The organism is Peribacillus sp. FSL P2-0133 (assembly GCF_037975445.1).
Taxonomy (GTDB): Bacteria; Bacillota; Bacilli; order Bacillales; family DSM-1321; genus Peribacillus; species Peribacillus simplex_E.
Genome location: NZ_CP150254.1, coordinates 1,030,941 through 1,052,329 on the forward strand (window position 1 = coordinate 1,030,941; position 21,389 = coordinate 1,052,329).

Sequence of the window (21,389 nt, forward strand, 5' to 3'; positions counted from 1 at the left end):
AGATGAAAGGAAAACTAAGGAAAAATATACCTACTCTAGTCATTTTAATCATTGCAGGTGAAATGATTTATACATTGCCTTATTTTCGAAACTATTATTATGATGTATTCTTAAATGCCTTTCACTTAACCAATACACAAATGGGTACGCTTGGTAGTGCGTATGGAGTTTGCTGTTTGATTTCCTATATCTTTGGAGGGTATGTGGCAGATCGATGGAGAACGAAGCACTTGTTGTCAATATCCTTATTTGCGACAGGGATTCTAGGCTTTACTTTACTATTGTATCCCCCTTACCCTGTGTTGCTGCTAATCTATGCAGCTTGGGGTATAACATCCATCATGACCTTTTGGGTAGCGTTAATAAAAGCCGTCCGTTCGTTAGCAGCTGAAAATGAACAAGGAAAAGCATTCGGCTTTTTTGAAGGCGGACGCGGTGCTGCCAAAGTTATCGAATCTGCTTTGGTATTAGGACTCTTTGCCTTTTTAGCAAAGCAACTGAGTGACAAGCTGGCATTGTCCTCTGTGATTATTTTCTATTCCGTGATGTGTATTCTTTTAGGGATCATGATTATGTTACTTTATAAGGAACCTGATGGTAACAACAGTAGTGATGAAATAAAAGAAAAGGCAAATAAAAAATTTGATTGGGCAATACTTTTGAGGATTCTCAAAATGCCAACAACCTGGTTGGCAGCCATTCTTATTTTAACGTCTTATGCGATGATTAATAGTTTCTATTATATTACGCCATATGCAACGGCCGCCTTTGGCGCTTCAACAATAATTGCCGCTGCTTTGGGTTACTTTTCACAATACTGTCGCCCAATCGGAAGTTTTGGCTCTGGCATTATCGGGGATCGAATTGGTATTTCGAATATGGTCATAATTGGCTATTGTGTTCTGGCAATCGGTTTAGCTGCTCTCATCGTATTACCCGGAAAGCCTTCTTTCATCTTATTACTGTTAGTTTTTATAGCAATTATTTATATATCAATGTATGCATTACAGGCAACGCACTTCGCTATTTTAGTGGAAGGAGACTATCCTGTCGAAACAACAGGAACAGTTGCCATGCCCTTGATGATTATTGGGTATAGTGGAGAAATCTTTATGCCAATTGTTGCAGGTGCTTGTTTGGATCACTGGAGTGGTACAGACGGTTATAAGGTATTATTTACTATTTTATTAGCCTTGACGATTGTTGGGTTGATTACGGCTATAATTTGGCAAAGAGTAACGAAAGAAAAACGAAAAGAGATTAAGCTTCAGAAGAGAGAAATGAAAGCAAGTTAGCAAAAACAAGAGGATTAAAAGGCTGCCAAGTGATAGAATAATGAGGTTTTCTTAAAAATCCCCAAAAATGTAAAGAGGCTGGCGATAAACGTTTTGTTTTTTGCCAGCTTTTTATTTTTATACGTTTCTATTGTGGGCTAATGTTCTTTCGGCTTCCCTGCCATAGTTTGGTATAATTTATCCATCAGCACTTTATTGATTGGCACGCCACTTAAAATATAGATAAGAAAACAGGAAGCTTTGTTTTAAAGGGTTCAGTAAGGCCATCTATAATCGAAATGGACCTATATCTTTTTAAAAATGTGAGGGGAATAGATATGAAAAAAAAAGAAATACAAATGGGCCGCATGTGGAAATACTTTGTGGACGCAACAGCTGAAATTATCGAAGAAGAAGGTTTAGAGAATGTAACAATAAGGAAAGTTGCGGATAAAGCGGGCTATAATAGCGCAACCATTTATAATTATTTTTCTGAGGTCTCCCATTTGATTTTTTTCGCTTCAATGAAATTCTTGAAATGCTACACAGATGAGGTAGCTCTTTATATTGAAAAAGGAAAAGATCCAATTGAAAAGTACTTATTAGCATGGGAATGTTTTTGTAATCACTCTTTTCAGCAACCACAAATTTTCCATGCGGTTTTTATTATGGACCTAGCTGATCAACCTGAAAAGCTACTCGAAGACTATTATAAAATCTATCCGTCTGATTTGATTAACATTCCTGAAGAATTAAAGACTATCCTATTCGAACGTAATGTGTCAAAAAGAGGGAGATCCTTTTTAGAAATTGCACTAAGAGAGGGCTACATTAAAGAAGAAAACGTTGATGCGATTAATGAATTAACCATTTTAGTATGGCAGGGAATGTTTACAAATATTTTAAATAATCGCAAAAGCTACGATTTTCAAACGGCTGCAAAAATCACCATGAACTATATAACAGAGATTGTACACAACGCAAATCTATTTCATTTTAAAAAATGGGATCATGCCAATCAGCAGTAGCATTCTTTTACCATCCTTTTGACACATACAAATTTACGATATATTGGTTTTCGCAGCGACATCGAAAAAGCCCTCCTCTATTGATTGAGAAGGCTTGGGATAAGGATATTTATTTTAGTATTTCTGTTATTTCTTGTTTACCTTCGATAATCTTCCTAATGCAAAGGCACCGTCTGCTAAGAGCGCATTTCTTGCCCCAGAAACGCGCCCTTTTCTTGGATAACTTAGGTCGTTGAAACGGGGACATACGTTTATAGGTATCTTTCTAGTGATTTTAGTTGCAATTATTGGATATAGATAAGAAGCAAAGATAATCGGATTTTCTACTCCCAAATACCTTTTAATTATCAGGTGATACTTCCAAAAAAGGTGAGGGAAATTTGGAGCAGTAGCAGACGTTGCATTAAAAAAATTAATGTGGGGTGAAGAAATACTTTCACATAATCACAATTATCGCAAAAAAAGAGGTCGGGATACTTATCCCGACCTCTTTTTTAATACTCTACTCTTTGTTAAGCTACCTTCTTTTCCTCTATTGTTTTGTTAGTAAATAGTTTTTCTTTAAGAGTAGGTATAATCATGCCATCTACCCCATACCTTCCTGCATTCATAGCAGAAACAAGGATAAACATAGATAATAGAACAAGTTGTGGATTGGTACTTGTCGTGCCACTAAACAGATAAGAGAAGTTCATAACTAGACCAAAAAAGACAGCTGTTTTAGTGAAACAACCCAGCAATAATCCTATCCCGACGAGGAATTCTCCCCAAGGTACTAACGTATTGAATATCTCTACATTAGGAATGGCTACATTTTCAAGGAATGCAACCCACCATCCCTGAACAGCCGGATGCTCTCCAGTTGAATTTGCCAACGCACCCTGTAAGAAACCAGAAGCATCAAATTGTCCGCCTGTTAATTTCCCCCAGCCAGCCATAACCCATGTATATCCGAGATACACACGCAACACAGCTAAAAGAATGGAGACATTTTTGTTAAGCCTTAAAAGATCAATAAACATACTTTTCCTCCCTATAAATAAAAAATAATGACTAGGAGATATAATAACATAATTGAAAACGATTTTCATTATCGATTATGTAAATATTATATAAATAATCCCCTTTTAATACAATTTGAGGTAATATAGACCACACTAAGGATACATAGAAGATCGGAGCTGTCTTTAAGGCAGCTCTTTACTTATGGAACTAGAGGGGCAGGATAGTTGAAGAACGAATATGGTTTTTTGTGGTAAAATAAACTTTATTACCTTCATTAAGAGTCTACTTTCAATATGAAATTAGATGATAGATGGGAGATATTCTATTTATATTAATAATTGCTTTTGCTAGGGTAATTATTGCTATTACCGGTTTCATTTTTATATTAGGTCGAAGGATATTTGAACCGAAGAAAGAGCTACAACAAAGAATTGTTAATCTCGAAGAAGAGGTTTGGAAATTAAAATTCAAAAATAACAATCTAAGCAAGCTTTAATGATCAGGTTACAGAGGAAGTCTTAACTGTTCAGTGTCAAATTATTAACTCAAATCAGATATTTCAATTAAAGTGAGAGGTAAATGTAAATATGTATGTTAAAGAATCAGCTTTCAGTTGAGTTAAAACGAGCCTATTCTGAAAAGAATCTATTTATATGGTTATCGATTATTTTTTTTCTTCCAACCATATCATTTTTTTCAATGATACATGGGTACATATTTCATGAACCAATAGAATTATTTCAATCAATTATTTCTGCATTCATTCCATTACTTTTTCCTGTTTTCATTCTCATTATTTATTTGCCTGATCTTTGGTATGAACAAAAAAATAACTTTATTTCATACACTCAACCTAGAGTCTCGCTTAGAATCTATATACTAAGCAAAGGACTAATAAACGCATTTTTAACGTGCTTTATAACATTTTTAATGATTTTTCTTTCTTTTGTTTTTGCGAGGTATATAGAACCAAACTTAGGTATTATAAATTATGTAACTTCCAGTGGAGGTCAGTCTGCAGTTACATTTTCTCAGCTCTTATCGGTTGGGGATTTCACATATGGTCTTGTATATTCACTGCGGGTTTCCATTAACGCAATAGTATATTCCACTATTGCATATCTACTAATGCTCCTCAAAAGATCCAATTTTATTGCTTTATCCGTTCCATTCGTTTTTCACCATGTTTTTAACTTTGTATCGGGTGTGCTAGGTGTACCAAATTTTTCACCATTAAGCACGATTTTCCCATTCAGTATTGATCAACAGCCTTTATGGACTGTACTAATTCCGTTTTCATTTCTTTTAATTAGTTTAATAGCTCTCTTATTATTCGCACTAAGTAAACGAGGCGGAATTGGTGATATAATCCATGGAACAACGTAAATATCGGGTGAAGAGGTTATAAAGGGTTACCTTGCTCGACAAGAAAAGAATCCATTTTAATCAATCTTATTTCAAAATGGATTCTTATTATTTACGCTGGAATATGGGGGGCAGGTGAAAATTTTGATCAAGCTTGATTCCAAAATACACTTAGATCTAAATTAGTTCTTTATTTTATTAAATCGACTTACTGATCATTTATCAGTTCCTATATATTCAACTTTTAGGGAATTTTCCACCTGATAATTATCCTCATAATACATTGCATTTTTCAATCTTCATTCCTTTACCCATTCCAAGTTTCTTCAAAATAGAGAATATGAGCTACAGTACCATACTCTCATATTTTCTTCATCAGTATAATATTTTTTTTGTGATACACACTTAAAACCAGTCCAAACAAGCAGGCGTTAATCATCGCTGATAAAGCACCATAACTCATAAATGGCAGGGATACGCTCATTATTGGTAATAAGCCGAGAGACATTCCGATGCTGACAGTTACCTGTGCAGTGAATATGGCAAAACTGCCGGAAACAAGCATTTTCCCAAATGGGTCTTTCACAGTTTGGAATATACGAGAGATTCGCCAGATCATCCATAAAAACAGCAGACCAATGAGCAAGGCCCCGGCCCAGCCAAGCGTATAGGTAATCGTTACAAAGATAAAATCCGTCATCATTTCATTTGAAAAATCAATCTTCCCGAGGGAACCAAAATGGCCAAACCATCCGGCATCTTCAATTAGCTTTTCCAGTTTCAAATACATATACCCCGATGTCTCACTGAATTTTTCAGGCGTAACGAACGCAAAAAGTCTTTCAAATTGATAGGCCCTTATATCTTTCAAGGATATAAGCAGAAGTGAAACACATGTAGTAAGCAGGACCGCTGCAGTGATAAGGATTTTCCGTTTATTTAGGCTGCTCTTCCAGACCATTACAGCAACCATCAATGAATAAAGCACCGTCGCCTGCAAGTTGGTTGTAAACATAAACAAAAAGGCAGAACAAACGTATAAAATGGCAGCCAAATAAACATTCATCTTTTTTGATTGCAGCATTCCGGCCCAGGCAAGCAGAAAAAGTGGCAGAACCACAATAGAATCGACCGACAATAAACCCATAATATTAATTCGAGGACTGCCGTTCACTAATACATTGGAAAATTGGAACTGAAAAAGAATCAGACATCCCATCGTAAAGAAAACCCAGCCCCATCTCTGAAATTTCCGATAATCGAAAAAAAGAATGACACAGGCCAAAATTACACTTCCTGTGACAGAACATACCTGCTTCAGCACTGAAAATGAATTACCATCCTTAAATAAGAACCAAAACAAAAACAGGCCCGTAGCTGACATGAACAGAAACATGCTCATTAGCTTCCAATCAATCTTCGGCCTGTGCAGCTTGTCCATCTTCTGCCCAATGTCAGAGGGGCTTCCCATATTCCGGACAGCCAGTTCCTCTGCTTCATCCTCTTTATATCCTTTTTTGACCAGTTCAGTTTTAGCTTGATGCAGATGGGCTTTTAATTCAGCTTCTATATATTTTTTTGCTTCTTTTGATCGGATATACGACGAAACCTCATCTAAAAAATGATTGCTTCTCAATCGGTTCTTCCTCCTTCAAACGCTGTCCGCCAACTAGCAGAGGCGGAACCACTTTTAGATTCCTTTTTCTTTAGCCACTTTTTCGCACGTTCATCCAAGGAATAGAGCTTCCTTTCTTCAGTTTCCCAAAAAGACTGGAGCCAGCCTTCCTTCTCAAGCTCATGCAACGTAGCATATAAGGAGCCTTCGTTATTTTCAAATTTCCGGATGCCTTTCTGGTAAAGAGATTTATTAATTTGATAACCACTTTTCTCCTTATCCAATGATCTGAAAATACCAATCAAGATGTCTTCCCTACTTACATCCTGCTTTTCGATAGCAGTATGGATGGAGTTTCTATGGTTTTCAGTGAATTTCAAATCAAGAAATGTATGCTTTTTCATAGCCGATTTCAAGCGTGTTAATTTATCTTCCATCGGTGGATTCCTCCCAATAGGTTTTTAACCGTCTTTTCGCTTGGCGCATCCGGGTCTTCACCGTTCCAAGTTTAACCCCGGTAATTTCAGAAATCTCCTTGAGCTTCATTTCCTGAAAATAATGGAGATAAATGAGCTCGCGATACTGGATTGGCAGTTCCATGACTGCATCAGCAAGCTGCCTGTCTTCATCCTGCTGAATGATCTCTTCTTCCACATTATCGGAAGAAGTCCATTCCTGCTCTTCTTCCGCAGTCGAAACTTTGCGGAAGTACCAGCTTTTCCTATAATCCTTACAATGGTTAATAGCAATTCTCCAAAGCCACGTCCTTATATTTGATTGTTGGTTATACGTGGGTAGCGCCTTATAGCATTTGATGAAAATCTCCTGTGTCAGGTCCTCTGCCACAACTGCATCTTTTACATAGGAATAGACCAATTGCAGAATATCCTGGCCATAAAGGGACATGATTTCATCCAGTAAGGATTTGTCATCTTTCATTTGAGACCATTTCAACACAAACTCCTCCAAAACAGTTCACACTTCCTTCCCTAGTTATAGACGATTGTACTTATAAGAAGGTTTTCTGTTTTTAAAAATTATACCTTTGTTACTATGAAGTACAGCTAAAAATATAGAAAACATTTTAAGAATCAGTACAGCAATAGTAGAAAATCCTTGCCTGACAACATCCAATCAGAAAAGTTTAACCGGTTATAAACATGATAAACCGAAATAAATACTAGAATTTTTTTCTTATAGAACTATAGGGGCAGATTAGTTGAATAAGAAAAAGATATTAAAGGATTATTATGATAAAACAAGAATATAAATTGAAGAAGGTTTTGGGAAAAGGTGGGACAAAAATGGAAGCGTTGATTGAAGAGTATGGTCGTGGATACGCAATGATTCGGAAAGCTATCGAAGGATTAGCGGAGGAGGAGCTTCGTTTCAAGCCCGCACCGGACAAGTGGAGCATCCATCACATTCTCATCCATGTGACGGATGCTGAGGTCTTGTCTACACATCGGCTGAAAAAAGTCTTGGCGGAGCAGGAGCCACTTCTGCTTTCGTTTGACCAAGACGCATGGGCGAATGGCTTGGGGTATGATCTGATGGACCGTGAACAGTATTTGCTCCTGTTCCAATTGCTGCGTTCCAGTATGCAGCCCATTCTGGACCATCTGACAAATGAACAAAGCGAGCGGGTGGGGGTATATGACGATGCAGAGCGGTGCACATTTAAGCAATTGCTGGAATTCCGTGTTGAGCATGTTCGAGGACACCTTGCCCAGATTGAGAGGGTGAGGGAAGCGTATCGGCAGAGCAAAGTATAATGTCTGTTAAATTTATAGAACTAACAGGTGCATTGGCTGAAGATCAGAGCTGTCATTAATGTTAGGGTGGATAATTTAATAGGTTTCGAAATTTACATCCATATTTTAGGAGGACGCCTTTGTTTACTTTTAAAAAAATCTTCGTAGGACTCCTGGTTATATGGAGTCTTGCTGCTTGTGACGATGTACAAGAACAAGTCATAAAAAATGAAAAGGTAGATGTAGAGCAAAAAAATGAGGTACAAGATTATAAACAACAAGAGGATGTGCCCTCTTACGAAGCACCCAAGTATCATATATATGGTGGCTGGATGAACGGTGGATCTTATATACTTATCAAAAGTGATGGTGACGATGGCGAGGGCAGAGCCAAGTTCACTTTAGAAAAGTTCACTAAAGCAGGAAAAGATAAAATCATAAAGCATTTCCAGTTATCAGAATCTACTGGATCAAAACTAACCGGTATAATATTTAGCACAGAATCAAACAAGACTTCTTTTCTAACGCTAGAATTAAATAAAGAAAAAACTGAAATAACTGTCACGTTGCCAAATGAAAAACCCGTTACATATAAACAAGCAGAAATAAACCCGCAAGAATTTAATCCCGATTATGAGTGGGAAGAATGAAACCACCGTATAACGAAAAATAAAAGACACCCCCGGAACCGTAGGAGGTGTCTTTTAGAGGCTGCAATCACTTATGGAACTATAGGGGCAGGATAGTTCCATAAGGAATACTGTTAAGTGACATTAAAGTCGTTTAAAAACGTCAGTCTTGTTATTCCATTAAAGGGTCGGATTGTGGAGGATTGGAAAATTTTGATTCTACAAATAATTGTGGGATTGGAAGAAGGAAAGTTATGTATAATTAGTGATGTAAGTTTCTACTTTTTATGTAATAATTATTTTGTAGAAATGTAAAGTTATAATACATACATAGTGAAGGTGGGGATCATAATGGCAACGGGAACGCATACTGTAGTAGTTCCAGTAGATGTACAAGCAGTTTGGGATTATGTCAGTGATCTCGAAAAATGGGCAACGACAGTACCAGCCTATAAAGAACATGAAATCATAAATGACAGGCAATCTATTTGGACATTTGAAGGTAGTGTGAAAGGTATTAAAAAAACAATACAAGCGCAGGTAGATATTACCGAATGGAATGAACCTTCAAATATTAAGTTTGAACTAAAAGGTTTATCAGATAATTTTACAGGAAGCGGTCACTTTACTGCAGAAGATGTTAATGGTAAAACAATAATGACTTGTACGGTGGAAATCCATGCAGGCGGATTATCTGGTGCGGTGTTAACACCAATTATTAAATGGGCTGTTCCAAAAGTAGCATCTCGTTTAACGGAATCTATCGCACGTAAAATTGCAGTATTCTCATAGTTTTTTAAAGATTGAAAGCCAATTCATTTTGGAGATACCTTCTCTGAAGTATAGATGGTAACATTCTGAAGTGACCAATATAATGATATCGAGCTCTACTAGAAATTTTATAATTAGCGGAAAGGGGGCTGTCCAAAAAGGATGGCCTCTTTTTTTAAATATTCCGGAATCGCTTTTCTTAATGAACTAACGGGGCAGGATAGTTCCATAAGGAATACTGTTAAGTGACATTAAAATTGTTTAAAAACGTCAGTCATGTTATTCCATTAAAGGGACAGATTGCCGAGGAAACAGTTGAAACATATATATGGAAAATTATTTGAAAGGATATACTAAGATGAGTTCGATGATATTTAACCCTTATTTGGGGACATTTATTTTCGCTACCATAAGAGGTTCATTAACAAAGCGTAGTTAGAGGAGGTTAAAATGGAGAAGCAGGCTGTTTTATTTCATTCATTAGAGGGTGAAAAAATCTACTTCAAAGCACTAAGGATAGAGGATGTTCAAGAGATACATCAATATGCGTCAGATCAAGAGGTTTCACGATTTATTGGCTGGAATTTGATGAGTACTTTGGAGGAAACTCGTCAGTTCATTGAAATAATGTTAAAACGTGAGTCGGCAGGAACTCATTTATATTCCTCCATTGTTGAAAAATTAACTCAAGCAATTATAGGAACAGCCATAATTTTCAATTTTGACCAAGAAGCAAACCAAGCTGAAATTGGTTATGTGTTGCATAAACATCATTGGGATAAGGGGTATGGAACAGAGGTTGTTGCATTGATAAGTGATTTTGCATTTAAATCACTTAATCTTCATAAGCTCCATGCTATGGTAGTGCATGCCAATATTGGCTCTGCACGGATACTTGAAAAGAACAGGTATGGGTTAGAAGGACGATTAAAAGACCACTATTTTATAGAGGATAAGTATTATGATGCATTACTTTTCGGCAAAATTACTAACCTGGAAACTTAGCGTTCTTGTACAGATAAAATGAAGAGGTTTGTTGACGATAATTTCAATAAAATATAGTCCCTTCTTATTCAGTTAAAGGGTGCGATTCTTTAATAAGAATCGCTTTTCTTATACAACTACCATGAAAATAAGTTTCTTTAAAAATGGAAAAATGACAATACTTAAGAAGACTCTGCTCAATCGCTTAAAAAAAGAGGAGAGCGTTAATTAATTAGTCTATGGATTTGGGTTGACCGGATTAAGGTCAGTATCAGTATTGACACTTCCTAACCATTTTCATTCTTTGCGATTCATGGATGGCTAACGGGTGGGTTAGTTGCAAATTTGAGCTATCATTAAGGCAGCTCTTTTATTATGGAACTAACGGGGCAGATTAGTTGTACAAGGAATAAGACTTTATAATATTGAATTCTATTGTAGATGATGAAAGGGGAATTAAATGTACTATAAGGTCATAATAAACATGCCAATATCTAATCATGAAGTACCAGAATTAAGGGAACTGATTGGTTGGGGAAGACGAGACAAAGACTTCCCAACCTTATTCAAACGATGTAACTTTTGGGCTGGAGTAAGAAACGAAAATAATAAACTTATAGCATTTGGTTATGTTGCTGGTATGGGATTAGAACATGGTTATATGGAAGACATAATTGTTCATCCTGATTTTCAAAAAATGGGAATTGGTGTGGGGTTAGTAAGAGAATTATTAAGCGAATCTGAACGGTATGGTTTAGCAATTGTTACCTTAACGTATGATTCCAAACATAAAAACTTTTATGAAACCTGTGGCTTTACTCCCTGTTCAGGTGGGTTATGGAAAAAACAGTAATGAACTAACAGGTGCTTTACTTCATTATCAGTAGCTCCTTTTATTATGGAATTATTAATGAATGAGATTTGAACACAAAAAGACCTCTTGATATGATGAAAGTGTCCCAAGCTCGTAAGCGAAAAGGACAAAAACATCATAAACATGAGGCCAATCATGAATTATAACCAAAACAAGTAAATCGGTCAAATTTTAAAAAAACGGTACAATTAATGGGTCGTCCCGCCTACTGTATGAATATCCGATTCATATTTAGCAGCTGTGACAGCAGCTATTTTTATGCCCTTAACAATTGTCTCAAGGCTTAAGCTAGGCGCTTCTTTATTAATAGTTTGCTCCGGAATGAAAGGAATATGGATAAATCCACCCCGGATGCTTGATGAGGTTCGGGTGATATAGTCCATTAATCCATAGAAGATATGGTTGCATACAAATGTTCCGGCGGTATGGGATACCGATGCAGGAATGTTGCTTTCCTTCATGTTTTCGACAATTCTTTTGATGGGGATCGTAGACCAATAGGCTACTGGCCCTTTGTCTGTAATAGGCTCATCAATAGGCTGGTTTCCCTGATTGTCTGGGATTCTAGCATCATCCATATTGATTGCCACCCTTTCAGGTGTGATGTGAAGCCGACCCCCGGCTTGTCCTACACAGATAACGATGTCAGGATTATGCTGCTGGATAAGCTGCTCCATTACTGCAACTGATTTCCCGAATACAGTTGGGATTTGTTCAGCAACTAGAGTCACATCCTCAATAACTTCTCCATGTAACTGTTTTACTGCTTCCCAGGAAGGGTTTACTCTTTCTCCGCCAAAGGGCTCAAACCCGGTTAATAACACTTTTTGCTTCATGAAGATCCCTCCTATACTCCTAATGAAACAAGTAAGTACATAAGTACGATATTGAAAGCTAATACTGCCAAAGCTGTTGGAACTTGAACTTTTATGACATGGTTTTTATCTTTCAAGTCCAGCAAGGCTGCCGGCACAATATTAAAGTTGGCAGCCATTGGCGTCATTAATGTTCCACAATAACCCGCAAACATAGATATGGCAGCTATATGATTTGGATTAGCGTCAAATTGGTTAATCAGAAAAGGAATGGCGATACCTGCAGCCATAACCGGGAAGGCAGCAAAGGCGTTCCCCATGATCATAGTGAATATAGCCATGCCGAGACAGAAAATGACCACAATCCAAAATAGCGAACCTTCGGGAATGATTGCTGTTACAGCTTTGGAAACGACTGTACCAACCCCTGCATTTGTGTAAATGGTTCCCAATGTTGCAAGTAGCTGTGGCAGCAATACAGCCCAACCAATAGATTCTAGCAGGCGACGTGATTCTTTCACAGCTCCTGTAGGTGTTCCGCGTGTCATCACCATCGCAAAAATAATGGCAGTCAAACACGCCAGACCTAAAGCAACCATCGTTACATTAGATGGATCCAGCAAAGCCTTTCCGCCAATTTTAACACCGTCTAGCAGCTTAGAACCAGCTAAGGTTAAAATAGGAATCAAGATGGCGGGTAGGAAAAGACGGCCGCCAAGCCGTTTTCTTCGCTCTTCCTTTACAGTAATGCTTTCTTCAACATGTTCGCTTTTCTTTAACCCGCCACCTGCAATGATTAAAACCATAATAATAACCATAAGCCCAATGTAAAATGGCGGAATAATTTGGCCGAACATTAATGTAATTGAATAAATCAAGTAAAAGCTTCCCGTAGTCAACCGGCGGCTGTTCGTCCGATCAGTGAAAATATATAGGGAGCAGCCTAGAACAATGATGCCCATCAATACGTAAATCATTTCAACTGAGAATATCATAATAGATGCTCACTTTCTCTTTGGAGTGTTTATCATTATTGGCCACGACTGCCCAAACGTTTATCCAGCTTTTTATCAAACATACGGAGGCGAATGGCGTGTACAATAAAAGCAAAGATGGCAGTAGGAATTCCCCATAACGCCATTGATATTGGGTCAGCAGGTATATTGTTCTGTTCAAAAAATCCATTCATCAATAGAATTGCACCAACCGCCACGAAAATATCTTCTCCGAAAAACAAGCCGATATTATCGGTAGCGGCAGCGTGTGCACGGATTTCCTGTTGCTCTTTCTCCGGTAGCTTACCATATTTTGTTAGAGCAGCCCCTTCTGCCATTGGGGCAATCAGCGGACGTACAGTCTGCGGATGACCACCAAGGCTGTTTAAACCAAGAGCAGCTCCGACTTCCCTGATCAATAAATACATGGTCAATACCCGGCCAACTGTGATGGCTTTAATTTTTGATACAACCTTTGAAGCTTGCTGCTGGAGACCATTTTTTTCAAGCAGCCCAATAACGGGAAGCGTGACTATGAGAATAGACATGTACCTGTTAGTTGTAAATGCTTCGCCAAATTGCGTAATAATACTAGTAATGGGAATACCTGCAATCATTCCCGTAACGAGTGCTGAAATCGTTACCACAACTGCCGAATTGAATCTAAGTACGAAGCCAATCATGATTAAAAGAACACCAATTAGAACCATACATATCCCCTTTCTTATTATTAAAACTATTCTGCAAAAATATAAACTACATGTTATTGTACATTAAAGTAAGAATTTTTGAAATAAATTTTTTATTAATCCAAGTGACTAATTATGTGAAAATCAAAGTCTTTTATAATGAAAGAATAGAAAAAATGCATCAAAAATACTTATTTACAACAGTAGAAAAACTAAAAATGGGACACGCCTATTTCTGTGGAAGAAGCATTAAAGAGATTCAAGAATAATATCACCAGAAATAGGATTGTTATATAGTCTATTTAACTAACGGGTGCGAAGATCTAAGCTGACTTTAAGTTCGCTTTTTCTTTATTCATCTATCGAGCGCAGTTTAGTTGAAGAAGGATTATTGATTCTAGCTGCCGAATAGTTTAAATTAACCGATCCAGCTCCAGATGCGGTGCAAGGGGTCATCTTAGCCACAAAATGACTAAGGTAAAAAAATAGTTTAAATGAAAGAAGTGAAGGTTTTGATTAAATATAAATGCCTCCATCATGTAAGTCTTACTGTGACAGATTTGGAAAGAGCAAAAGAATTCTATGGTAAAACTTTATGTTTAAAAGAAATACAGCGTCCTGATTTTGATTTTCCAGGTGCCTGGTATGAAATAGAGGGACATCAACTTCACTTGATAGTCGATCCCTCTTCACAGACAATTCGTAAGGATAAAAGCTTATCCAGCAGAGAAGGTCACTTTGCCCTTAGAGTCGAGAACCACTATGATACTCTTAATTGGTTAAAACAGAATAAAGTTGAAATACTTGAAAAACCATACGGAAAAAGTGGATTTGCACAAATTTTTTGTGCCGACCCAGATGGTAATTTGATTGAACTAAATGTTAATCAAAAAGATCTATAAGTAGGCAAAGATAAAGGCTGCCATTACTGGCTATTTTCTTATTGAAGTAACGGGTCAGATTAGTTGAAGAAGGGCAAAGATATGATGTCTAATATACAGTACCTATGTTCAGGGTTAAGAGTAAGATACGAACAAGGTGTTAATTCAAGAGTAAGACAAGCCTGTATATATTTTGCTATTTGGTTACGAATAAATAAGAAATTTCCAATAAGGTGTGTTGTGTACATTAAGAAAGATTATCAGATTAAAACTTTAGATACTAAAGAGATGGTTAGTGCGACGTTTTTTGCTCCTTACGATAAGGATGTGGAGCCATACATTAGAGTTGCAACAGGGGATTATGAAGAATTAGTATCTGAACGAGGAGAAGAGGATGCTGTCTTTGCTATTTTAAATAGTATGGCTCACGAAATTATTCATTATCACAATGGATTGAGGATAGAGATTTTGATGAAGATGAGGCGGAAAACACAAGTACAATATTGGTAGATAATTATTATGATTGGACGGAGTGAAATTTCAAATTTCATTATTCAACAAATGGGTGCTTTACTTCATTAATGGAGGTTGCTGCGGCAACCTTTTTCTTACGGAACTTATGGGGCAGTTTAGTTGAATAAGAATCCTTTTATTTCACTCGAATAAATGGAATTATATAGTAATATAAAATGGAAGAAAATTGGTTTTTAAAAGGGGAAATCCTTTTGGGAAATTCATTCATTGGTGGTGAGATTCTCATTGGAAAATATCCAAAAGATGTATGAGCATTTAAATTGGGCTAATCAACGTATTCTTGAAACATTGCAAAGTATTGAAGATAAAAATCGAGAGGTGAGCCGTTTGTTTTCCCATATCCTACTTGCAGAAAAAGTATGGATGACTAGATTACAAGGATTGGACAGTTCACGACTGCCCATCTGGTCAGAGGTCGATATAGAAGTCTGTGCAGAGCTTGTTATGCAAAATAAAGAGAGTTTAACAACGTTTCTTACTAATTTATCAAATACTGACCTGGATAAATTAATATCCTACACAAATAGTAAAGGAAAAGAGTTTAAGAATTCTGTACGGGATATTTTAACTCATGTAGCATTGCATGGTCAGTATCATCGGGGACAGATTAACTCACGACTTCGAGCAGATGGTTTTGAACCAGTTAATATTGACTTTATTACATTTGTGAGATAGATGTATTCGGGGTAGCCTTGTTCAATACTAGTTTATGATTTGCGACTATGTTCCACTAACAGGTGCGTTAGCTGAAAATCGGAGCTGTCTTTAAGGCAGTTTCTTCTTTATGCAACTAACGGGGCAGGTTAGTGGAATAAAAAGTGAATTAATCCATTATTATGTGTATTATGTTAACTGCATAAATCAGTTGTACAGAGATAATAAAGTTGTTTAATTTGCAATTATTTTGCGGTAATGAAATTAAATATCAAATAAAGGAAATATCTTCTTGACAGTCGAATATTAGTCTAGAACCATAATTAACTATTCCGATGAGGAGGATTCTTGTGCGTCCACGACCATTATCTATTGAAAATCCAGAGTATGATAGGTATGTTAGTCTTGTGCCAGATGGAGATATTGAAGAAATACTTAGTAAGCAACGAACTAAGACCATTACCTTCTTGAGCAGCATATCAGAGGAGTCAGCAAGGAAGGCGTACGCACCAGGGAAATGGACTTTAAAAGAAGTGATTGGGCATCTGGCCGACGTGGAACGTGTGATGTCGTATCGAATGCTTGCCATTGCACGAAATGAAAGTGCACCACTCCCAGCAATGGATCAGGATCAATACGTTTCTGCGGCAAACTTCAACAAATTATCCTGGGAGCAGCTACTAGCTGGTTTAGACACGGTACGCTCCAACACGTTAAGTCTTATTTCAACCATTGATGATGCAGCATGGGATCGTAATGGAACTGTAATGAACAGCCCAGTTTCGATAGGTACCTTTGCATATGGCATTGTCGGGCACGAGTTACACCATATGAAAGTGATTAGTGATAAATACTTATAAGTCTTTTTCTATTAATGAAAAAACCTAATTTCTCATTTAATGCTGAGAAATTAGGTTTTTTAATATTGAAACTTCCTTAACGTTGTAAATCCGCATTTTCCTGACGCTACTGTACAGAGATAATAAAGTTGTTTAATTTACAATAAAGTCATTAAAAAATAATAATGTTGTTTAAAAATCCTTATGTCACTAACGGGGCAGCATTCCTGTATTAACTGAAATACTAAAAAGTTTGTGAAGAAATCTACTTAAACTAACGGGTGCGTTAGTTCTATAAGGATCACTAAAAATAATCAAACTATTTTATAAAAACCGTATACTAAATCACTAGAAAAGAATCCATATTGATTATTTTTACAACATGGTTTCTTTTTATTTAACTAATATGATGGGGTTCATGAGGACCTTTTGATCACTCCTACAGTTGATTCTTTTATGTGCAAATTATCACCTAAAGTAACAAGCTTTTTAATTGTTTACTATGAGTGTACTCAAAATTTACAAGATATTTTAAATTTATGTTATGAAATCAATCACTGAATGATTCTAGTAAATGAGCCTAAAAAAGCCCCTCTATATATGAGAAGGGTATTTATCCGATATCCAAAGTGGTCACATATGATTGGTGCCCATTTTTAAAATTAGCTATTCGTTGAACGGTGACAAGTTAGCTCACTTCTAGTAAGTCTATTCATCATTCGCTTCGTTCGCGATTTGCTTTAAGTATCCTTTTGGAATGGACTGCGTCAAACGGAAATGCTTTGTATACGACTGATCCTTTGTCGTAGTGATTTCAATAAGCAGCTCATCCTGTGAGCTAAGTTTATACGGCTCATGAATGAAGACATCGACAGATTTTCCTTTTTTAAGAGCTAAGGGGAACACAGCTTCTTCAAAGGAAATCGTCGCTACGCTGTCATAGTGGCCAATCGAATCAATCGTTATATCTTCGGGTGCTGTATATGTATAGAGAAGTGCTTCATCTTGCTTTGTTACCTCAACACCCTCATCTTTCAATAAAAGCACGAGAATTGTCTCAATTGGTGAATAGGCTTCAAACGAAATGTCAACGGGTACTGCACGTCCATCTAGAGATAGAAAATACTCGAGTTGATCGTCTGTCAGTTCAACAATATCTTCTCTCAGCTCATAGCCATTTTGCTTTGCTAGTACTTGTGTATAATCCGTTTCCCCATCCCCGTTCGAACGAGGCGGATAAAAACCTTTTGTTTCGTGTGCAATTTCCATTACATACGTACTATCATCTTGCTCAACTATATAGGAGACTGCTAGAGTTTTAGCAGCTTCGTCAAATTGAACCGACATGACAACTGGCTCTTTTAAATGCGTTTTAGGCCAAGCGAAATACGTTCCTATCGCTATAATAATCACCACTAAAATTATGATCCATTTCTTCACCTATTTGCCTCCCTGCTCACTTCGTTTAAAATTTTCTGCCTAGTGTTAAAGATTCATCCAAACTTATAGGCAAATATTATTACTTCTATTCTATCGTAAATATCAAGAGCGGAGACTAATTAATTAGTCTCCGCTTAGTTTCAAACAAACGTACTAAAGCTTTTGAATGTATCTAACGTGCAAAATAGCACTTAAAATATACGCAAATTACCGCATAAAGTGACAGACAAGTGCTTTCAGATACAGTAGGCATATCAGAGGTAGCAAGCACATCTGACATAGCAACACATGATATGTCTCACTTTTTTTCCTATTTCGTTATCTGTTTCAAAAAAATGATGTGTTCATTTTAAATATCAAATAGATATTTTTGTTGTTATTTCCTAAAAACACCCTACTATAATAGTAGGAGGTAGCATTTGCCATGAAAAGAATACTAGTGTTTTTAGCTATATTTATGTGTTTGTTATGGATTCTTGCACCATTTGTAAAAGGTCAATTTCAAGAGGAACCAAAAGTCTCGGAAACAAAAACAGAAAATAAAGAGAAACTTAAACCCGAAAACGCTTCATCTCACGCTCATACACCTGTTCCGAAACAAAAAGTAACTGCAGCAACCATAGGTGCTGTGGGGGATATTTTAATTCACGATAGGGTGTATATACCCGCCCGCAAGTCAAACGGCTCGTATGACTTTAATCCGATGTTCCGATTTGTGAAGCCCTATCTAGGAAAAACGGATATTACGGTGGCTAATCAGGAAACGATGATTGGCGGAAAAGAAATAGGGCTTTCCTCATATCCTTCCTTTAATTCACCGGTTGAGGTGGGAGATGCTCTAAAGGCAAACGGGGTTGATCTCGTGACAATCGCCAATAACCATACACTTGACCGAGGAGAAAAGGCCATTTTGAATGCGCTTGACCACTGGAACAGTATTGGGATGCCTTATACAGGAGCTTATCAATCGTCTGAAGACCAGCAGACCATTCGGATATTAAAAAGAAACGATATTACCTTTTCGTTTCTCAGCTATACGTATGGAACGAACGGGATTCCTGTTCCTGCGGGGAAGCCGCATCTTGTGAATTTAATTGATACCACGAGAATTCAGGCGGAAGTTAAAGAAGCAGAGAAAGTTTCAGATGTCGTTGTGGTCAGTCTGCATTTCGGCAAAGAGTATGAACGGTTGCCTAATGATGAACAAAAGCTGCTTGCTCAAACGACAGCTAATGCAGGTGCTGATATTATTATTGGCCACCACCCACACGTTTTGCAGCCTGTTTCATGGCTTACAAAACCAAACGGCGAACGAGCATTTGTTGCTTATTCGCTTGGGAATTTCTTATCCGGCCAGCAGGGAGATTACAAAGACATCGGCGGTATTATGCAAATTGGCGTAAAGAAAATCCAAACCGGGGATGATGTGAAAATCGAACTGCAAAATCCCAAATTCCTGCCAACCTGGGTCAATCGGCCATATGAGATCATTCCAATGAAAGCCTTGAGTGATCAGTCCGACAAATATAACGAAATCCAAAAACATATGAATCAATTCATGCCTGAGCTGTCATTTGATTTTTAATGAAGGTACAGTCTTTGGCATTGGAAAAAACTAATTGTTTTACATAATGAAAAACGCCACCGGCTATGTAGCCGGTGGACCGCATATTCCTCCTAATTGGTAAATATTATTCACCATGTTCCAGCTAAACGGCTTGAACCAACAGACGAACACGACTCATTGACAAAGAACCTATTCCGCAAAACTGTCATATGAGGTTATTTCTCTTCCTGTCTGGCTTTATAAAAGTTACTTTTATGCTAGTAAACATTTATTTATGATGATTAGTAAAAAATGCAACAATAGGGAGTATAAAATATAGTATACACCAATAATTGAAAGCGTTTTCAATAATGTTTGAACGTTGTGTGAAAATATCAATATTTTTCTGTTGGATATTTTAAACTCACATAATGGTCTTAAGCCGGGAGGAGTTGTTTCAGTTAAACAATTCGCAAAATATTAAAGGTTATATTGTAAAGTGACAAATTACCGATATGTTCTTCAACTAAATGTGAAATTTAGTTGAAGATTGATTGTATTTATTTTCATGAGAGAGAAATATATAACTAAGAACGAGAAGGAGGGAACAAATGGAAGTAAATATGAGTGTTGAAGAAGTCGTGAATCAAATTTCTGAATTAGTAGAAAAAGAAGGGAAGCTATCTAGGAAGAAAGGGGTAAAGAAGTCAGATCCTGAGTTAATGAAAAACGCATTGTATTACTTTCCTAGTTGGGATAATGCAGTAGAACATAGCATGGGATCTTAAACATAAACGATATAAACAATTAATCAATAAACGTAAAAACGCTAAAATGTTTTAATACATTGTTCGTTCCTTCTTCCGTAATGCCGATATAGCACAAGGGGACAGAAGGATGGGAATGGTTCAATTGTATCCGTAAAATATTTGGGCGTATTTAAAATTACACTGATATATATAGCTTGTACGAATTTCACCCGTGTTTTATTGGGTGTATTTAGTTGTAGAAAAGAGGTTTAGACTTTTTTTCGTAAACTTTATGACAGTAATGGATGAAATAGAACCCTCAATTATTCATAGTCGATGAATCATATTTGGAGGAGAAAACTATGACACCATTTTGGATTATCAAACTTAGATTATACTCCTTTTTAAAGTGTTCGAGCCTAATTTAATAGGGGAAAGATTGTCTACAAGAGAAGTTATCCAATCTCATTATTGAACGACTTTATGTTGAAGAATAAGAAGGGGGACTTCTAAATACAGGAAGTCCCCTTATTTTAATGCTGGTAATCAATACATTTCGAAAAAGGCAAAGGAACACTGGGAATGAAAATTCTTAAATACATAGCACGAACAATAATAGAAAAGATTGGCGTTATAAGTGTGACTGTAAAATAAAATTGAACCGTTTGTAAAAAAGATGCACGGTTTAGAATACAGTTTGATCAAAAGATCCTCTCTCTTAAACCATTATTGATTTCTCAATGATAGGAGCTGATTCTGATCGAAATTTTATTAAAAACAACAAATGCAATAGGATGTTAGGTGGCGTAGTTTGCTGCCTGTTTTTGTTTAGAATATTAAATAGATGGTGATAATTACCTAAAAGGAGAAAAAAGAAATGTTAAGAGCTGTAATGAAACTCAATATTCCTGGGTAGTCGGACTTTATTTTACGTTTCGTTTGGTAAAA

General features: G+C 36.8%; 21 protein-coding genes. 13 read left to right on the forward strand and 8 right to left on the reverse strand.

The genetic code is table 11. The features are described from left to right. Window positions 1-2 precede the first annotated feature (2 nt). Window positions 3-1,295, forward strand: a complete 1,293-nt coding sequence (locus tag MKY17_RS04910) for an MFS transporter (RefSeq protein ID WP_098373326.1) — start codon at window positions 3-5, stop codon at window positions 1,293-1,295. A 317-nt stretch (window positions 1,296-1,612) separates the two neighbouring features. Then, entirely contained in the window at window positions 1,613-2,302 is a 690-nt protein-coding gene (locus MKY17_RS04915; RefSeq protein WP_098373325.1) for a TetR/AcrR family transcriptional regulator, read from the forward strand. A 512-nt stretch (window positions 2,303-2,814) separates the two neighbouring features. Here the strand turns inward: MKY17_RS04915 and MKY17_RS04920 are convergent. The 4 genes from MKY17_RS04920 to MKY17_RS04935 all read right to left on the reverse strand — a co-directional run bounded on the left by MKY17_RS04920 (window position 2,815) and on the right by MKY17_RS04935 (window position 7,244). Next, complete coding sequence (locus tag MKY17_RS04920) at window positions 2,815-3,324, reverse strand: DoxX family protein (RefSeq protein ID WP_098373324.1); 510 nt, start codon at window positions 3,322-3,324, stop codon at window positions 2,815-2,817. 1,709 nt (window positions 3,325-5,033) lie between these two features. Next, window positions 5,034-6,308, reverse strand: coding sequence for an FtsW/RodA/SpoVE family cell cycle protein (locus MKY17_RS04925; RefSeq protein ID WP_098373321.1), 1,275 nt, complete (start codon window positions 6,306-6,308; stop codon window positions 5,034-5,036). Next, window positions 6,305-6,724 carry a PadR family transcriptional regulator gene (locus MKY17_RS04930; RefSeq protein WP_098373320.1) on the reverse strand — a complete coding sequence of 140 codons (420 nt, stop codon included), beginning with the start codon at window positions 6,722-6,724 and terminating at the stop codon, window positions 6,305-6,307. The genes MKY17_RS04925 and MKY17_RS04930 overlap by 4 nt, the downstream gene beginning before the upstream one ends. Continuing rightward, window positions 6,714-7,244 carry a sigma-70 family RNA polymerase sigma factor gene (locus tag MKY17_RS04935; protein WP_286177217.1) on the reverse strand — a complete coding sequence of 177 codons (531 nt, stop codon included), beginning with the start codon at window positions 7,242-7,244 and terminating at the stop codon, window positions 6,714-6,716. The genes MKY17_RS04930 and MKY17_RS04935 overlap by 11 nt, the downstream gene beginning before the upstream one ends. Before the next feature lie 347 nt (window positions 7,245-7,591). On the opposite strand from MKY17_RS04935, the gene MKY17_RS04940 reads away from it, so the two are divergent. From MKY17_RS04940 to MKY17_RS04960, 5 genes are all read left to right on the forward strand, one after another. Further along, window positions 7,592-8,062 (forward strand): DinB family protein, encoded by a 471-nt coding sequence (locus MKY17_RS04940; protein WP_098373395.1) that lies wholly within the window; start codon window positions 7,592-7,594, stop codon window positions 8,060-8,062. 119 nt (window positions 8,063-8,181) lie between these two features. Continuing rightward, window positions 8,182-8,691, forward strand: a complete 510-nt coding sequence (locus MKY17_RS04945) for a hypothetical protein (protein ID WP_098373318.1) — start codon at window positions 8,182-8,184, stop codon at window positions 8,689-8,691. A gap of 330 nt (window positions 8,692-9,021) precedes the next feature. Beyond that, complete coding sequence (locus tag MKY17_RS04950; protein ID WP_339201428.1) at window positions 9,022-9,462, forward strand: SRPBCC family protein; 441 nt, start codon at window positions 9,022-9,024, stop codon at window positions 9,460-9,462. Window positions 9,463-9,891: 429 nt separating this feature from the next. Then, window positions 9,892-10,446: a GNAT family N-acetyltransferase gene (locus MKY17_RS04955; RefSeq protein ID WP_098373240.1), complete on the forward strand. Its 555-nt coding sequence runs from the start codon at window positions 9,892-9,894 to the stop codon at window positions 10,444-10,446. Between the two features lie 439 nt (window positions 10,447-10,885). After that, complete coding sequence (locus tag MKY17_RS04960; protein WP_098373239.1) at window positions 10,886-11,278, forward strand: GNAT family N-acetyltransferase; 393 nt, start codon at window positions 10,886-10,888, stop codon at window positions 11,276-11,278. A gap of 209 nt (window positions 11,279-11,487) precedes the next feature. Here the strand turns inward: MKY17_RS04960 and pcp are convergent, their stop codons facing one another. From pcp to MKY17_RS04975, 3 genes are read right to left on the reverse strand one after another with little or no spacing between them, the layout of a single operon-like run. Beyond that, window positions 11,488-12,135 carry a pyroglutamyl-peptidase I gene (gene pcp, locus MKY17_RS04965; protein WP_098373238.1) on the reverse strand — a complete coding sequence of 216 codons (648 nt, stop codon included), beginning with the start codon at window positions 12,133-12,135 and terminating at the stop codon, window positions 11,488-11,490. A gap of 11 nt (window positions 12,136-12,146) precedes the next feature. Beyond that, complete coding sequence (locus MKY17_RS04970; protein ID WP_098373237.1) at window positions 12,147-13,109, reverse strand: DUF979 domain-containing protein; 963 nt, start codon at window positions 13,107-13,109, stop codon at window positions 12,147-12,149. A gap of 35 nt (window positions 13,110-13,144) precedes the next feature. Continuing rightward, the gene (locus tag MKY17_RS04975; protein WP_098178254.1) at window positions 13,145-13,819 is read right to left on the reverse strand and encodes a DUF969 domain-containing protein; all 675 of its coding nucleotides are present in this window, start codon (window positions 13,817-13,819) and stop codon (window positions 13,145-13,147) included. A gap of 491 nt (window positions 13,820-14,310) precedes the next feature. Between MKY17_RS04975 and MKY17_RS04980 the strand changes: the two genes are divergently transcribed. The 4 genes from MKY17_RS04980 to MKY17_RS04995 all read left to right on the forward strand — a co-directional run bounded on the left by MKY17_RS04980 (window position 14,311) and on the right by MKY17_RS04995 (window position 16,727). Next, window positions 14,311-14,700: a VOC family protein gene (locus MKY17_RS04980; protein WP_098373236.1), complete on the forward strand. Its 390-nt coding sequence runs from the start codon at window positions 14,311-14,313 to the stop codon at window positions 14,698-14,700. 81 nt (window positions 14,701-14,781) lie between these two features. Then, window positions 14,782-15,189, forward strand: a complete 408-nt coding sequence (locus MKY17_RS04985) for a hypothetical protein (protein WP_286177211.1) — start codon at window positions 14,782-14,784, stop codon at window positions 15,187-15,189. A 249-nt stretch (window positions 15,190-15,438) separates the two neighbouring features. After that, window positions 15,439-15,888, forward strand: a complete 450-nt coding sequence (locus MKY17_RS04990; protein WP_098373235.1) for a DinB family protein — start codon at window positions 15,439-15,441, stop codon at window positions 15,886-15,888. A gap of 329 nt (window positions 15,889-16,217) precedes the next feature. Beyond that, complete coding sequence (locus MKY17_RS04995; RefSeq protein ID WP_098373234.1) at window positions 16,218-16,727, forward strand: DinB family protein; 510 nt, start codon at window positions 16,218-16,220, stop codon at window positions 16,725-16,727. Window positions 16,728-17,414: 687 nt separating this feature from the next. Here MKY17_RS04995 and MKY17_RS05000 read toward each other — a convergent pair. Continuing rightward, window positions 17,415-18,146 (reverse strand): hypothetical protein, encoded by a 732-nt coding sequence (locus MKY17_RS05000; RefSeq protein ID WP_098373233.1) that lies wholly within the window; start codon window positions 18,144-18,146, stop codon window positions 17,415-17,417. A 424-nt stretch (window positions 18,147-18,570) separates the two neighbouring features. Here MKY17_RS05000 and MKY17_RS05005 point away from each other — a divergent pair, with 424 nt between their 5' ends. After that, window positions 18,571-19,731, forward strand: a complete 1,161-nt coding sequence (locus MKY17_RS05005; RefSeq protein WP_098373232.1) for a CapA family protein — start codon at window positions 18,571-18,573, stop codon at window positions 19,729-19,731. Between the two features lie 572 nt (window positions 19,732-20,303). After that, the gene (locus MKY17_RS05010) at window positions 20,304-20,480 is read left to right on the forward strand and encodes a hypothetical protein (protein WP_179891174.1); all 177 of its coding nucleotides are present in this window, start codon (window positions 20,304-20,306) and stop codon (window positions 20,478-20,480) included. Window positions 20,481-21,389: the final 909 nt, after the last annotated feature.